15 protein-coding genes are annotated in these 14,398 nt (G+C 74.6%); 5 read left to right on the forward strand and 10 right to left on the reverse strand.

Annotated elements, in window-relative coordinates:
- Nucleotides 1-36: 36 nt before the first annotated feature.
- The gene (locus VGH76_RS07525; protein ID WP_331556008.1) at nucleotides 37-1,038 is read right to left on the reverse strand and encodes a CobW family GTP-binding protein; all 1,002 of its coding nucleotides are present in this window, start codon (nucleotides 1,036-1,038) and stop codon (nucleotides 37-39) included.
- A 44-nt stretch (nucleotides 1,039-1,082) separates the two neighbouring features.
- On the opposite strand from VGH76_RS07525, the gene VGH76_RS07530 reads away from it, so the two are divergent.
- Complete coding sequence (locus VGH76_RS07530; RefSeq protein ID WP_331556009.1) at nucleotides 1,083-2,282, forward strand: CoA transferase; 1,200 nt, start codon at nucleotides 1,083-1,085, stop codon at nucleotides 2,280-2,282.
- A 10-nt stretch (nucleotides 2,283-2,292) separates the two neighbouring features.
- On the opposite strand, the gene VGH76_RS07535 is transcribed toward VGH76_RS07530, so the two are convergent.
- Together VGH76_RS07535 and VGH76_RS07540 are read right to left on the reverse strand one after the other, a co-directional pair.
- Nucleotides 2,293-2,436, reverse strand: coding sequence for a hypothetical protein (locus VGH76_RS07535; protein WP_331556010.1), 144 nt, complete (start codon nucleotides 2,434-2,436; stop codon nucleotides 2,293-2,295).
- A gap of 172 nt (nucleotides 2,437-2,608) precedes the next feature.
- Nucleotides 2,609-4,300: an ABC-ATPase domain-containing protein gene (locus VGH76_RS07540; RefSeq protein WP_331556011.1), complete on the reverse strand. Its 1,692-nt coding sequence runs from the start codon at nucleotides 4,298-4,300 to the stop codon at nucleotides 2,609-2,611.
- Between the two features lie 57 nt (nucleotides 4,301-4,357).
- Between VGH76_RS07540 and VGH76_RS07545 the strand changes: the two genes are divergently transcribed.
- Entirely contained in the window at nucleotides 4,358-4,729 is a 372-nt protein-coding gene (locus VGH76_RS07545) for a hypothetical protein (protein WP_331556012.1), read from the forward strand.
- Nucleotides 4,722-5,141, forward strand: a complete 420-nt coding sequence (locus VGH76_RS07550; protein ID WP_331556013.1) for a hypothetical protein — start codon at nucleotides 4,722-4,724, stop codon at nucleotides 5,139-5,141. Before VGH76_RS07545 ends, VGH76_RS07550 begins: the two co-directional genes overlap by 8 nt.
- Before the next feature lie 7 nt (nucleotides 5,142-5,148).
- Here the strand turns inward: VGH76_RS07550 and VGH76_RS07555 are convergent, their stop codons facing one another.
- Nucleotides 5,149-5,946, reverse strand: coding sequence for a siderophore-interacting protein (locus tag VGH76_RS07555; protein WP_331556014.1), 798 nt, complete (start codon nucleotides 5,944-5,946; stop codon nucleotides 5,149-5,151).
- An 84-nt stretch (nucleotides 5,947-6,030) separates the two neighbouring features.
- Here VGH76_RS07555 and VGH76_RS07560 point away from each other — a divergent pair, with 84 nt between their 5' ends.
- On the forward strand, nucleotides 6,031-7,950 hold the full coding sequence (locus VGH76_RS07560; protein ID WP_331556015.1) for a glycoside hydrolase family 15 protein: 1,920 nt from the start codon (nucleotides 6,031-6,033) through the stop codon (nucleotides 7,948-7,950).
- A 99-nt stretch (nucleotides 7,951-8,049) separates the two neighbouring features.
- On the opposite strand, the gene VGH76_RS07565 is transcribed toward VGH76_RS07560, so the two are convergent.
- On the reverse strand, nucleotides 8,050-9,369 hold the full coding sequence (locus VGH76_RS07565; RefSeq protein WP_331556016.1) for a CoA transferase: 1,320 nt from the start codon (nucleotides 9,367-9,369) through the stop codon (nucleotides 8,050-8,052).
- 70 nt (nucleotides 9,370-9,439) lie between these two features.
- Between VGH76_RS07565 and VGH76_RS07570 the strand changes: the two genes are divergently transcribed.
- On the forward strand, nucleotides 9,440-10,822 hold the full coding sequence (locus VGH76_RS07570) for an FAD-binding oxidoreductase (RefSeq protein ID WP_331556017.1): 1,383 nt from the start codon (nucleotides 9,440-9,442) through the stop codon (nucleotides 10,820-10,822).
- A 3-nt stretch (nucleotides 10,823-10,825) separates the two neighbouring features.
- Here the strand turns inward: VGH76_RS07570 and VGH76_RS07575 are convergent, their stop codons facing one another.
- The 5 genes from VGH76_RS07575 to VGH76_RS07595 form a co-directional block, all read right to left on the reverse strand.
- Complete coding sequence (locus VGH76_RS07575) at nucleotides 10,826-11,464, reverse strand: uridine kinase (RefSeq protein WP_331556019.1); 639 nt, start codon at nucleotides 11,462-11,464, stop codon at nucleotides 10,826-10,828.
- A gap of 21 nt (nucleotides 11,465-11,485) precedes the next feature.
- The gene (locus tag VGH76_RS07580; RefSeq protein WP_331556020.1) at nucleotides 11,486-12,865 is read right to left on the reverse strand and encodes an MFS transporter; all 1,380 of its coding nucleotides are present in this window, start codon (nucleotides 12,863-12,865) and stop codon (nucleotides 11,486-11,488) included.
- A gap of 61 nt (nucleotides 12,866-12,926) precedes the next feature.
- On the reverse strand, nucleotides 12,927-13,433 hold the full coding sequence (locus VGH76_RS07585; RefSeq protein WP_331556021.1) for a hypothetical protein: 507 nt from the start codon (nucleotides 13,431-13,433) through the stop codon (nucleotides 12,927-12,929).
- A gap of 62 nt (nucleotides 13,434-13,495) precedes the next feature.
- On the reverse strand, nucleotides 13,496-14,065 hold the full coding sequence (locus VGH76_RS07590; RefSeq protein ID WP_331556022.1) for a hypothetical protein: 570 nt from the start codon (nucleotides 14,063-14,065) through the stop codon (nucleotides 13,496-13,498).
- A 123-nt stretch (nucleotides 14,066-14,188) separates the two neighbouring features.
- A partial coding sequence (locus VGH76_RS07595; protein WP_331556023.1) for a hypothetical protein occupies nucleotides 14,189-14,398 on the reverse strand: 210 nt, incomplete at its 5' end.

The following is a 14,398-nucleotide window of genomic DNA, read 5'->3' on the forward strand; positions in this document are numbered from 1 at the left end:
AGCCCAGGTCAACCGACCACCGCGAAGTGACCTACATCACATGTCAGCGGCGTCGTTCCGATACCGGGTCAGCCCCAGCGCCGCGTGCTCAGACGGCCCGGCGTCGTCGTCCCGCACCACACAGGACTCCAGCGCCGACACCAGTCCAGCCTCGTCCAGTCCGGTCCCGATCAGCACGAGCCGTGCACCCCTGACAACCGCCCGCCCCGAAGCCGGCCGCACCCGGATCGCCGTACCGACCGTCTGCACCTCCCAGCACCCACCGTCGCCGGAGAGCCGCACGACCCCCTTCGCCCGCACCACCCCCGCCGGCCCGGCTTCGAGGAACGCCGCGAACCGTCCCGCGTCGAGCGGGCGCTCGGACACGAACGACACGCTCCGCGCCGCCTCGTGCGGATGCGCCCCGTCGACCTCGCGCAACAGCTCGTCGAGACCCAGCTGGGCCGGCTTCGGCCGCACCACGGGGTCGGCGAGCAACGATGGGTCCAGCGCCCCGTGCCGGGTCGCCACGACCGCGCCTGCCGCGACCGCGCGGACGGCCAAGACGGCCGTGTCGCCGGCCTCCGCCGATACCCGATCCAGCCCGTTGACGACGGCGAGGTCGGCCAGCCGGGCCTGGTCGAGGTCCGGCTCACCGGCGTCGAGCACCGCGACGAGCCCGCCGTACACCGCGTGCGGATCGGTCGACGCGAGGAGCAGCCGCACCAGCTCCCGCGGCTCGGCGAGCCCGCTCGCCTCGACGACGACGAGGTCCAGCCCCGCAGCCGGCGCGGTCAGATCGGCGAGCAGTCCCGACAGGCCGTCGGCGTCGGTCGTGCAGCACAGGCAGCCGTTGGCGAGCGAGGTGACGGCGTCGGCCTGGCCCGCGACGAGCATCGCGTCGATACCGAGCGCCCCGAAGTCGTTGACGACCACCCCGATCCGCACCCCGTCGGCATGGCGCAGCAGGTGGTTGACCAGCGAGGACTTCCCGACGCCGAGATGGCCCGCCACGAGCACGACCGGCACCGTGCGGGCGCGACGACCGGGGCGGCTCACGTCCGGCGAGCCTGCCAGACGATCCCGACGTAGCGTCCGCAGCCGTGCGCCCCCTGGAAGGCATCCGCGTCCTGGACCTGTCGAGGGTGCTCGCCGGCCCCTACGCCACCCAGTGGCTGGGCGAGATGGGGGCCGACGTCGTCAAGGTCGAGCCGCCGTTCGGCGACGACACCCGCGGCTGGGGACCGCCCTTCCTCAACGACGAGGACTCCGACGACGACCACCAGCGCATCTCGCTGTACTACCTGTCGACCAACCGCAACAAGCGCGGCATCGTCCTCGACCTCACGACCGAGCGCGGCCAGGAGGCGGCCCGCCGGCTCGCGGACCGGGCGGACGTCCTCGTCGAGAACTTCCGGCCCGGAACCCTCCAACGCTGGGGCCTCGACTACGACCGGCTGAGCGAAACGAACCCTGGCCTCATCCACGTCGCGATCTCCGGCTTCGGACAGACCGGGCCCTACCGCGACCGGCCCGGGTACGACGTCCTCGCCCAGGCCATGGGCGGGATCATGAGTCTGACCGGCGACCCCGACGGCGAGCCGACCAAGGTCGGGCTGCCGGTCGGCGACCTCAACGCCGGCACCTGGGCGGTGATCGGCGTCCTCATGGCGCTCCAGGCGCGCCACACCACCGGAGCGGGCCAGTATCTCGACGTCTCGCTGCTCGACGCGCAGACGGCCTGGCACACGTGGGCCGCCCAGGCGGTGTTCCACGACGCGACGCGGGCCCGACGGCTCGGCGCGGCACACCCGACGGTCGTGCCCTATCAGCCGATGGCGTGCGCCGACGGGACCCTCGTCGTGGCGACGGGCAGCGAGCGGCTCTGGCGGCGCTTCTGCGAGGTGCTCGGCCTCGAGCACCTGGTCGACGACCCGCGCTTCGCCACCAATGCCGATCGCGCCGGCCGTCGGGAGGAGCTCATGGCGCTGGTCGAGGAGGTCATGCAGGAGAAGCCGGTGACGCACTGGGCGGCGGCCTTCGACGCGGCCGGCGTCCCGACCGGGCCGATCAACTCGCTCGACGACCTCTACGAGGACCCCTGGTCGGTCGAGCGCGGCCACCACGTGACGATGGCGCACCCGGGGGTCGGGACCTACCACGGCACCGGCTTCCCGGTGCAGGTCTCCGGACCGGGCGCGACCCCGCCGACCCCGACGGCCCCGCCCCCGCTGCTGGGCCAGCACACCGCGGAGGTCCTGGCCGAGATCGGCTACACCGACGAGGAGATCGCCGGGTTCTGACGGCGACGACCTACCGCGGCACGCGCCGCGGCGTCCCGTCCTCCGGTGAGCGCCGCTGCTCGGGTATCTCCACCGGCGCCCGGCCCATCTGGTCGGCCCAGCCCGCGAGCGCGGCCCGGTAGGCCTGCCAGCGCAGCACGTCGAAGGCCTTCATCCGCTCGGCGTCCACTCGGTCCCCCACTCGTCCGTCCGGGCCCGCCCCCGGGCCCTCGCACAGACCGGGAGGATGGCAGCAGACGCCGGTCGGAGCCACGCTGAGCGACAAGTTACCGGTGAGCATCACTCGAACGGCGCAGCTCTCGCACCGGTGCCGCACGTCTTATCGCTCAGGGTGCATCCCGGAGGAGCTCCCGGACCTTGAGCGTGCGCAACCGGTTGAGGGCCGCCGCGACCTCGTGCCGGCGCGGCAGCGCGAGGTCGGTCGCGTCGCGCCCGCCCCCGAGCAGCGCGTCGACCCCCGCGCGGGCGACCTCGGCGTCGAACAGGTCGAGGCCCTCCCCGAGCGGGATCGTCCCGTCGAGCACGCCCTCCCCCAGCAGCGCCAGCGCCCGCCCGATCCCGGTGACCTGCGAGCGGTCGACGATCTGCTCGACCGCGGAGAGGTCGACGTCGTCCTCGCCGAACGTCAGGGTGTCGATCCCGCGGGCGGTGACGCGGCGCTTGCCCTTCCGGCCGGTCGGGTCGAGCGACGAGGGGTCGACGACGCGGCGGGTCACCGGCGGGAAGCCGGAGTGCTCGACGCTGCGGGTCCGGCCCTGCGCGGCGATCTCGTGCGCCCGCGCCGTCACCTCCGACGCCACGTACGAGTCCATCATGATGACGGTGTCGGCCACCTCGAGGTAGTCACCCGACCCGCCCATGACCAGCACGGACGACACCCCGCGCTCGGCGTGCAGGGGGCGGACGCGCTCCACGAACGGCACCAGCGGCTCCGTCCGGATCAGCTGCTGCATCCGGCCGTCACGGATCATGATGTTGGTGGCCGAGGTGTCCTCGTCGACCAGCAGCACCCCGGCCCCCGCCTCGACCGCCTCCACCATCGAGGCGGCCTGACTGGTGGAGCCGGACGCGTTCGTCGTCGAGAAGTCGTCGGTCGGCTCGCCGGACGGCAGGTGGGAGACGAAGGCCGAGACGTCGGTGCGCACGACGCTGCGGCCGTCCTCGGCCCGGACCTTCACGGTGTCGTCCCGGGCCACGACCCGCTCGCGGCCGTCACCGGGCTGATGGTCGTACACGCCCGCCTCGATCGCGCGCAGCAGCGTCGACTTGCCGTGGTACCCGCCGCCGACGACGAGCGTGACCCCCTCCGGCACGCCGAGCCCGACGACGTCCCCGGCGTTCGGCGTCGGGATCGTCACCCGCAACGAGTCCGGCGCCCGGAACGCCGTCGCACCCTCCAGCGGGCGGTCGTCGACCCCGGACCGGCGCGGGAGGACCGCGCCGTCGGCGACGAACGCGACGAGCCCGCGCTCGGCGAGCCCGGCCCGGAGCGCCACCGCGTCCTCGACGGTCTCGACGAACCCGGCGGCCGCGCGGCGGTCGTCGTCGGAGAAGGCCTCCCAGCGCAGCTGCGCGACGGCGTCGGGCAGGGTCTCGCCGAGCAGCGTCGCCGCCTCCCGCCCGAGGATGCGCCGCTTGGGCCCGGGCATCGGCACGCCCAGCTCGACGGTGACCGTGCCGTCGGCCTCGACCCGGCCGGCGCTGCGCTCGAGGATCTCGGGCCCCCCGGTGTCGACGTGGATCGGCGTGCCCCGCAGCGCCCGGTGCAGGCGGCGCAGGAGGAAGCCGGACAGCGCGCGGCGGCGGTCCGGCGTCGTCGTCAGCTCCCGCGGCGCGGCGTCGGGCAGCCGCGCGCGCACCCGGGACGGCGGCGCGAACGGGTCGGCCTGGACGCGGACCACCGTGAGCGTGCCCTGCCCGCTCCCGTCGAGCGGCCAGTCCCCGGAGAGCGACTTGTAGCGGCCGTAGCTCTGGCCGTCGAGCTTGCGCAGGGTGGCGGTGAGGTCGTCCCGGGACATGGCCGTGAGGGTGCCCGACGTGTCCGGGGCTCATGTCGCCGGTGGGAGGATGATCCGGTGATCATCCCGATCGCCTGGGTGCTCGGCGGCGCCGCCCTGGCCTGGGCGCTGTGGTGCGGCGTGTCCGCGATCGTGGACCAGGCCCCGACCTACCACCACCGCCTCGCCCTGCTCGTGATCGAGGTCGTCGCGCTGGTGCAGGCGCTGCTCGCCGTCGTCCTGCTCGTGGTGCAGGGCGGACGCGGAGCGGGCGCCGTCGCGGAGATCGTCGGGTACCTCATCGCGCTGGTGGTCGCGCTGCCGATCGGCGCGGCGCTGGCCCACCAGGAGCGGACGCGATACGGCTCGGTGGTGCTCGCGATCGCGGGCGTCACGCTCGCGGTGCTCGTGCTGCGCACCACGCAGGTCTGGGAGGCGACCCGTGTCTGACCCGTCGACCACCGCGCGACCGCGCCACATCAACAGCGGCCCCGGCGTGGTCCTGCTCGTCGTCTACGTCGTCTTCGCGATCTCCGCCGGGGCGCGGGCGGTGTTCCAGCTCGCGGTGCAGTTCCACGTGGCCCCGCTCGCCTACCTACTCTCGGCGTTCTCGGCGGCGGTCTACATCGTGGCCGCCGTGGCGATCGGGCGGCGACGGCGGCTCCTCGCGCTGACCGCGGTGTGGATCGAGCTCGTCGGGGTCGTGGCGATCGGGCTGTTCACCGTCCTCGCCCCGCAGGACTTCGCCGACGCCACGGTGTGGAGCGACTTCGGCAGCGGCTACGGCTTCGTCCCGCTGATCCTCCCGGTCCTCGGGCTGATCTGGCTCTTCCGCGTGCGGGAGTCGGATACAGCTTCCTAGGGCCGGCTCAGCCCAGGCCGGTGCCCTCCACCCCGCGGCGCCAGTAGCCGTCGAGGTCGATCCACTCGGTGGGCAGCAGGTCGCGCAGCCGACGGCGCACCGGGCGCAGCGCCGACGCCTCGGCCCCCATCCACACCAGGCCCTCGCCCTCGGGCCGCTCCCACGCGGCGACGGCGTCGCCGAGCAGCGTCGTCGTCCCCGGCTCGGCGCCGTCGCGGTGCAACCAGCGGATCCCGACGCCGGGTGGCGCGGCCAGGTCCTGCTCCTCGCCGGCGTCGGCGACCTCGACCAGCACGAGTCCGGCCGCATCCGCCGGCAGCGACCCCAGCCAGCGGCTCAGCGCCGGCAGCGCGGTCTCGTCGCCGCCGAGCAGGTACCAGTCGCGCGCCTCGGCCACCAGCGAGGACCGCGGCCCGTAGATCCAGAGCGCGCCGCGGGGATCCTCGACCCACCGGCCCGCGAGCCCGGCGCCGTGGCGGACGAAGTCGACCTCGACGACGTCGTCCTCGATCGTCCGCAGCGTGTACTCCCGGTAGGGGCGGGGGCGCCCCGGCGGAGGCGCGACGAGCCCGCGCGGCCCGATCTCCGGGCGGTCCGGCTCGCCGCCGGGCTCGAGGGGGAAGAAGAGCTTGGCGTGGTCGGTCGGGCCGGTGAGCGGGAGCCCGGCCACCGCACCCGTCGTGGTCGCCCGGAAGCGCACCCGGCGCATCCGCGGCGTCACGTCGTGGGCGTCGACGACCTCGACCCGCACCGGCTCGACGTCGTGCGCCGCCTGCGTGAGGACGGGGGCGTTGCGGACCACCATGGACCTCACGCTAACGGCGCGTGTGCACCCGATGTCGCGGACCCGGAACCGGGACGCCATGCGGGTAAGGCAGCATCGGCGCTCGTGACGGCACAGCAGAGCGACGTCGCGGCCCCGGTCGCGTGGAGCGGCCACCTCCCCGGGCTCGCCGCGAGCCCGTTCCCGCCGATCGCCGACTACGGGTTCCTCTCGGACTGCGAGACGACTGCGCTCGTCGCGCCCAACGGCGCCGTCGAGTGGCTCTGCCTGCCCCGCATGGACTCCCCCAGCGTGTTCGGCGCCGTCCTCGACCGCGACGCGGGCACGTTCCGGGTCTCTCCCGACGGCGTCGACGTGCCGGCGTCCCGGCGCTACGTCCCGGGAACGATGGTGCTCGAGACGACGTGGTGCACGCGGACGGGCTGGCTGCAGGTGCTGGACGTGCTGCTCATGGGGCCGTGGCACCACGAGGGCGAGCGGTCCGGCTCGCACATGCGCGCGCCGACGGACTACGACGCCGACCACGTGCTGCTGCGGGTCGCGCGCTGCCTGTCGGGCCAGGTGCAGCTGCGCATGGAGTGCGCGCCGATGTTCGACTACGGGCGGACCGCGGCGCAGTGGTCCTACCCGGACGACGCCTACCGGACGGCGCAGGCGATCGGGGGGAACGAGGGTCCGCGGCTGCTGCTGACGACCGACACCAACGTCGGGTTCGAGGGCGCGCACGCCACCTCGCGCACGCTGGTCAAGGAGGGCGAGTGGCGCTACTTCGCGCTCTCCTGGAGCGAGCACGCGCCGCCGGCGACGGTCGACGAGGCCCTGGACCGGCTGACCTGGACCGAGCACCACTGGCGCCACTGGCTCGACCGCGGCGACTTCCCCGACCACCGCTGGCTGCCCTACCTGCAGCGCTCGGCCCTCACGCTCAAGGGCCTCACCTTCGCCCCGACCGGCGCGATCGCCGCCGCGGCCACGACCTCGCTGCCCGAAACGCCCGGCGGCGAGCGCAACTGGGACTACCGCTACTCCTGGATCCGGGACTCGGCGCTCGCGCTGTGGGCGCTCTACGCGCTGGGCTTCGACTGGGAGGCCAACGACTTCTTCTACTTCGTCGCCGAGGCGGCCGAGGCCGCGGCCGGGCACCTGCAGATCATGTACGGCGTCGACGGGCGGTCGCGGCTCGACGAGGAGGTCCTCGCCCACCTCGACGGCTACGAGGGCGCCTACCCGGTCCGCATCGGCAACGGCGCCTACGACCAGGCCCAGCACGACGTCTGGGGCGCCGCGGTCGGCGCGATCTACCAGTACGTCCGCAGCCGGGACCGGCTCGACGACCGGCTGTGGCGCATCGTCGTGACGCAGGTCGAGGCGGCCCTGGAGAACTGGCGCGGGAGGGACCGCGGCCCATGGGAGGTGCGCGGCGAGCCGCAGCACTTCACGACCTCGAAGATCGCCTGCTGGCTCGCCGCCGACCGGGGTGCCCGGCTGGCAGCGCTGCGCGGCGACGCCAAGCGCGAGGACCGGTGGGCGCGGGCCGCGAGCGAGATTCGCGACGACGTGCTGGCGAACGCCGTCGACGACCGCGGGGTGCTCTGCCAGCACTACGCGACGACGGCGCTCGACGCGTCGCTGCTGCTCATGCCGATCGTCGGGTTCCTCTCGCCCGAGGACCCGCGCTGCCGGGCGACGGTGCTCGCGATCGCCGACGAGCTCACCACCGACGACCTGGTGCTGCGCTACCTCGTCGAGGACACCGACGACGGGCTCTCGGGCGAGGAGGGCACGTTCACGATCTGCTCGTTCGCCCTGGTATCGGCGCTGGCGGTGATCGGCGAGGTGGGCCGGGCGACCGCGCTGTGCGAGAAGCTGCTGGCGTCGGCGTCGTCGCTGCACCTCTACGCCGAGGAGATCGACCCGCACTCGGGGCGGCACCTGGGCAACTTCCCGCAGGCGTTCACGCACCTGGGGCTGATCCAGGCGGTGATGAACATCGTGCGGGCGGAGAAGAAGGCGGCTCGCCGCTGACCGGTCCCGTCGGCCTCCCGCCCCTCGCGCCCCCGTGGCAGCAACGGCACATTCCTGTCATCTGACGCGAGAACAAGGGGAGCACGCCGATAGGGCTGCTCACGCATCGGGCGCCCACTCCGGCTCGTCGGCGCCCAGCTCGTGGGCCGGGCCCGCCCAGGCACCGCCGAACACCGGCGGCGGCACCTCGAGGTGGCCGAGCTCCTGGGTGACCGGCTCGACCGCCGGGACCTCGGCGACCAGGTCGGGGTGCGCCCACAGCCACTCCGCCGTCCGCGCCAGCGCCAGCTCGCGGATCGAGCCGCCGCGGGTCGGCCGCTCCGCGAGCCCCAGCAGCGCCGAGGCCGCCGCGAGGTAGCCGGTCGCGTGGTCGAGGGCCTGGGCGGGGAGCGCGCCGGGCCGTTCGTCGGTCCCGCACGCCACGGCGATCCCGGACGCCGCCTGCACGATGCTGTCGAACCCGCGCCGACCGGCCCACGGCCCCGTCCACCCCCACGCGTCGAGCCGGACGACGACGAGGTCCGGCCGCCGCTCGAGCAGTGCCTCGGGGCAGAGGCCGAACCGGTCGAGGGCGCCGGGGCGGTAGCCGGTGACGACGACGTCGGCGGTGTCGGCGAGCTCGCGCAGCCGCGGGTCGGCGGCGTCGAGGATCGTCGTGCGCTTGTGCAGGCCGGTGTCGACGTGCTGCGCGGGGATCTCGGGCAGGTGCGGCGGGTCGACGCGCAGCACGTCCGCTCCGGCGAGCGCGAGGGTGCGGGTGGCAACGGGTCCGGCGATCACGCGGGTGAGGTCGAGGACGCGGAACCGGGTCCCGACGGCCGCTGCGGGCGCGTCGGTGCGGCGGACGGTCACCAGGGGCTCGGCGGCGACGGCGCGACCGGGTGCCGATGACGCCCAGGTGCGCCGGTCCCGGACGGCGACCGCGATCCCGCCGGCGGCCGCCACGACGTCCTCGACCTCCTGCGCCGGCCGGGTGGCGAGCGCGGCGGCGAGGTCGTCGGGAGCCGTTTCGTCGGGAAGACCGAGGGCGGTGAGCAGCCGTGCCCGGTGGTGGGGGTAGTTGGCGTGGGTGCGGACCCACCCAGCGGTGTCTCCCCCGTCACTCCGCTCGCCGTGGCAAGCCCGCCAGAACCCCGACAGCGGCGCGAACCCGCCCGGCGCCTCGCCGTCGATGCGCAGCAGCTGATCCGCGCGGAACGAGCTGCCGATCCGGGAGGGGTCGATCTCCGGCACCGCAGCACCGGCCAGCAGCGCCGCCGCCCCGGCCGCGACGGCGACCGAGGCCTGGGCGAGCGCGTTAACGGGCAACGGCGAGGCGAGGCCGGTCGAGTCGCCGTGCCAGGTCGGCGCCGGCGGCGGGCCGGGCGCGTCCAGCCGGGCCCAGAGATCACGCAGCGCGACGTCGCGGGGCTGGATCACGGATCGAGGATGTGGATTTCCTGCCCCTGGACGCAAGCAACGTCGCTCCGCTTGCACGAAGCTGGGGGCCATGAGTGACCTCCGGGAGCGCCTCGTCGCCGCGGTCGGCGCCGCGCACGTGCTGGACGGCGCCGACTGCCTCGACCTCGCCCACGACGAGGCCCTCGGCGTCGGGCACGGCACCCCGGCCTACGTCGTGCGGCCGAGCAGCACGGCCGAGGTGGTCGCGGTCGTCACCGCCGCCCGCGAGACGCACACCCCGCTGGTCGCCCGCGGCGCCGGCACCGGGCTCTCCGGCGGCGCCAACCCGCCCGACGGCGCCGTCGTCGTCGCCTTCGACCGCATGACCGTGATCCGCGCGATCGACACGACCGACCACGTCGCCGTCGTCGAGCCCGGGGTGTCGGTCACCCAGCTCGACGCGGCCGCCCGCGAGCACGGGCTCACCTACCCGATCCGGCCCGGCGAGCAGACGGCGAGCCTCGGCGGCACCGTCGCCACCAACGCCGGCGGCATGCACGCCGTCCGTTACGGGGTGACCCGCGCCCACGTCGTCGGGCTCGAGGCCGTCCTCGCCGACGGCACCGTCGTGCGTGATGGCGGCCGCCTCGCGAAGGTCTCCAGCGGCTACGACCTCACCCAGCTGCTCGTCGGGTCCGAGGGCACCCTCGCGCTGGTCACCGAGGTGACCGTCCGGCTCCAGCCGTACCTGCCCGTCCGCCGCACCGTGCTCGCCCCGTTCGCGGACCTTACGACGACGACGGCGGCCGTGGCCCGCGTCGTCGGGAGCGGCCTGGGTCCTTCGCTGTGCGAGTACCTCGACGACCCGACGATGGACGCGATCTGCGCGGCCGCCGACCTCTCCCTCGGCATCCCCGACGAGGTCCGGGCCGGGGCGGACGCCTACCTCGTCGTGGAGCTCGTCGGGCGCCGGGCCGACCGGGTCGAGGGGGACCTCGTGGAGCTGGCGGAGCTCCTGGCCGACGCGGGCGCGCCCGACGTCTACGTCCTGCCCGAGGGGTCGGCGCGCCGACTGGTCGAGGCCCGCGAGCAGGCGTTCTGGACCGTCAAGGCGCGCGGGGCGGACGAGGTCGTCGACGTCGTCGTGCCGCGGTCGGCGATGGCCGAGTTCATCGGGCGGGCGCGGGCGATCGCCGAGCGGCACGGCACCCGGGTGCTCGGCTGCGGGCACGCCGGGGACGGGAACGTGCACTTCGCGGTGTTCGGGCCCGGCGGCGACGCGCACGCCGCGGCGCTGGACACCACCGTGCACGAGGTGCTCGCGGCCGGGGTCGGGCTGGGCGGGGCGGTGTCGGGCGAGCACGGCGTCGGGCGGGCCAAGGCGGGCGCGTTCGCCGAGCTCACCGACCCGGGCGCGCTCGCGGCGATGCGCCGGGTCCGCGCCGCGCTCGACCCCGAGGGCCTGCTCAACCCGGGCGCCGGCCCGGTCTGAGGGTCACGCCCGGGTCTGCAGCGCGGGCCGGTCGGGGTGGTCGGCGAGCACGACGAGGTCGGCGCTCGCCACCGGGTCCACCTCCTCGACGTAGCGCTCGTAGGCGGGCAGCGTCCACGCGTCCTCGGCCGGGGTGCGGCGGGCGAGCGCCCCGGCCGAGAGCGCCACGTGCACCTCCAGCTCGGCCGGCAGGCCGCGCCCGAGCAGCAGCGGGCCGTCGACGAGCAGCACCCCGCCCGGCGGGAGTCGCACCCGGGCGTCCCGGACCGCCCGGTCGGTCTCGACGTCCCACAGCCGCGGCAGCACCGGACGCCCGGCCGCCGCCGGGACGAGGACCTCCCGGACCAGCGCCCCGGCGTCGAGCCAGTCGTCGTAGAAGGCGTCGGGGTCGGTGCGCCCCCGTTCGAGGCGCAACGACGCCGGGCGCAGGAAGTCCCAGGCGCTCACCCGCAGCACCCCCCGGGAGAGCCCGCGCAATCGCTCGACGAGCCCGTCGGCGCACCGGTCCGGACGGGCCGCCGCGGCACCGTCGATCAGGACCCGCAGGGCGCCCTCGTCGGGAACGGCCGTCGCGTGCACCGTCTCGGCGAGCTCGTCCAGCAGGGCGTCGGGCGTCAGCGGACGGATCGGCGGGCGGGTCATCGCCCCCAGGATTCCAGCGGCTCAGGACTGCGCGACCGGCCCGTCGCCGAGCCGGGCCGACTCCCCCGTCATCACGGGGACGGGAGCGCCCTCCTCGGAGTGCTCGTCGTCCTCGTCCGGCGGCCGCGGGTGCATGAACGCGAGCGCGATCAGGGTGATGACGGCGCAGGCGATGATGTAGATCGCGATCCAGAAGTAGGTCCCGGTCGCGGCGAGGATGGCGGCGGCGATCAGCGGCGCCGGGCCGCCCGCGGTGATCGAGGCGAGCTGGTAGCCCAGCCCGGCCCCCGTGTAGCGCACCCCGGTGCCGAAGCTCTCGGCGATCAGCGCCGCCTGCGGGCCGTACATCATGTCGTGGAACACGAGGCCGAGGATCATCCCCAGCAGCACGATCCCACCGACCCGGGTGTCGAGCAGCGCGAAGTACGGGAAGGCGTAGAGGCCGGTGAGCACTGCCCCGGTGCCGTACACCAGCCGACGTCCGAGCTTGTCGGAGAGCCAGCCGAAGAACGGGACTGAGACGATCCCGACCAGCGCCGCGTACACCAGGTACAACAGCAGATCCGACCGCCCCAGCTTCAGGTGCTCGGTGCCGTAGACGAGCACGAACGACGTGAACAGGTAGAACGGCGCCTGCTCGGCGGTACGCACGAACATCGCCTTGAGCACGTCGCGCCACTGGTCGCGCAGCGTGTCGACCAGCGGCATCTTGACGACGGCGCCCCGAGTGCGCAGCGCCGCGAACGCCGGCGACTCCAGCACGGTCAGCCGAACGAACAGGCCGATGCCGATGAGCACGATCGACGCGATGAACGGCCAGCGCCACCCGCCGGCGAGGAACCCGGGACCGGAGAAGAAGTAGACGACCCCAGTGCCCAGGGCCAGCCCGATCGGCACGCCCACCTGGGGCCAGGCCGCCATCAGCCCCCGCTGGCGCCGGGTGCCCCACTCCATCGACATGAGCACCGAGCCGCCCCACTCGCCGCCGACCCCGATGCCCTGCACCACCCGCAGCAGGGTCAGCAGGATCGGGGCCCAGACGCCGATCGTGGCGTAGGTCGGCAGGAGGCCGATGAGCACCGTCGCCCCGCCCATGAGCAGGAGCGTCACGATCAGCGAGTACTTGCGGCCGATCCGGTCGCCGTAGTGCCCGAAGACCGCCGCGCCGATCGGCCGGGCGGCGAACCCGACGAACTGCGTCGAGAACGCCAGCAGGACCCCGCCGGACGACGTGCTGTTGAAGAAGAGCGGCCCGAAGACCAGCGCGGCCGCCGTGTTGTAGAGGAAGAAGTCGTACCACTCGATCGTGGTCCCGACGGTGCTCGCGACGACGGCACGTCGCTTCACCCGCCGTCGGATCGCCGGATCGGACAGGTCAGGGGCCCCCGCGCTGGTCGCCATGCACCGGAATGATGCGCATCACACCCGATCCGGGCAAGACCGACTTCACCCAGCGGAACGGTTAGATCACGGAGAAGCGATCCGTCAGTTTCTGTCCGTCCGCGCGGGTGATGAGGCAGGAGACCAGTCGGCCGCCGGACGACCCGACGTCCGGCCCATTCGGCGCGTCGAAGGCGGCCTCGCCGGGCACGATGGCCGCGACCCGGAGGGCGGAACGGTCGACCCCGCTCGCGCTCGGCGCCAGCTGCCCGGAGGCGACCACCATCGCGCAGAACGCTCGGCCGAAGTCGGCCAGCTCGTCGGCGCCGGGGTAGCTGACCTGCCGGCTCTGGTTGAGCGGCGTCGCCGTCCCGACCACCTCGACGTCGTGGGGGTCGCCGCAGGGGGTGTCGGCCCCGCTGCCGTAGGCGGCGCCTGCGCCGAGCTTCCCGCTGGCGCACTGGCCGTCGAAGAGGGAGAACGTCGGGAGGTCCCCGCCCGGCCCGAACGTGTAGACCTCGGGCCGCGACGAGAACGGCCGCCAGCCCCCGACGAGAGCGCCCGCCGCGAACACGACGAGCAGCGCCACCACTGCTACCGCCCTCAGCTGGAGACGGCGGTCGCGCAGGACGGCGGGGATCGCGGGCAGGGTCAGCTCTCCTGCTCCACGTGCAGGGCCTGCGCCTCGGCGCCCTCGGTCGGCCACTCCCGCTCGACACGCGCGGCCTCGCCGTACGAGTCGTCGGCCGGCAGGCCGGTGGGCTCGGCGGCACCCCCCTCCGAGGAGACGCCGAGCTCGACCTCCCCGTCGCCCTCGGTCAGCGTCTCGGCGTCGACGGCACCGTCGGGGTCGAGCGGGTCGAAGACCGGAGCTCCGGTGGTGCCGAAGTCGCCGACACCGTCGACGGCGTTGGCGGGGTCGTCGACGGACTCGTCGAGGTCCATCGCCGGGGTCGCGGCGACGGGCCGCCCCGGGGGCTCCTCGGCGGTGACGTCCGGCTCCTCCTGCGGGATCCGGTAGGCCAGGGTGTCCTGGTCCTCGGCGTCGAGCGTCCCACCGAGCCGCATGTCGCGGCTGTAGCCCTCGGCGGTGTCCATGCCGTCCTCGAGCGGGTCGGAGTCGATCCGGTCCTCGTCGAGGATGACCGAGGGCTCCTCGTCGAGGGCGGACGTGTCGTTGTCGACGACGAAGTCGGCTTGCTCGGCGAACTGCTCGCTCACGGTTGGTGGCTCCTGTCCTGCCCCGCCGGACCGTCGGCCGGGGGTGCGTGGGTGCATCGTGCACGGTCGACGGTGCGTTCCCCGCAGCGGGTGGGGCCATGCGTGCGGTCCGGGGTGCTGCCGTCAGCGGTGGTGGCCATGCCCGTGGGCGTGGCCGCGGCCCGTCCCGCCGCCGGCGCCCATCGCCCCCTCCAGCGCGCGTTCCCATGCCTGCTCGTACCGCTGCGCGGCCCGGGCCCGCCTCTCGGCGAGCGCCTCCCGGGCCTCCTCCTGACGGTCCGGCGCGGCCGGGGTGGTGGTCCGGGCGCGTGGTGTCGTCGGCGTGGACTCCGC

The organism is Actinomycetospora sp. (assembly GCF_036497585.1).
Classification (GTDB): Bacteria; Actinomycetota; Actinomycetes; order Mycobacteriales; family Pseudonocardiaceae; genus Actinomycetospora.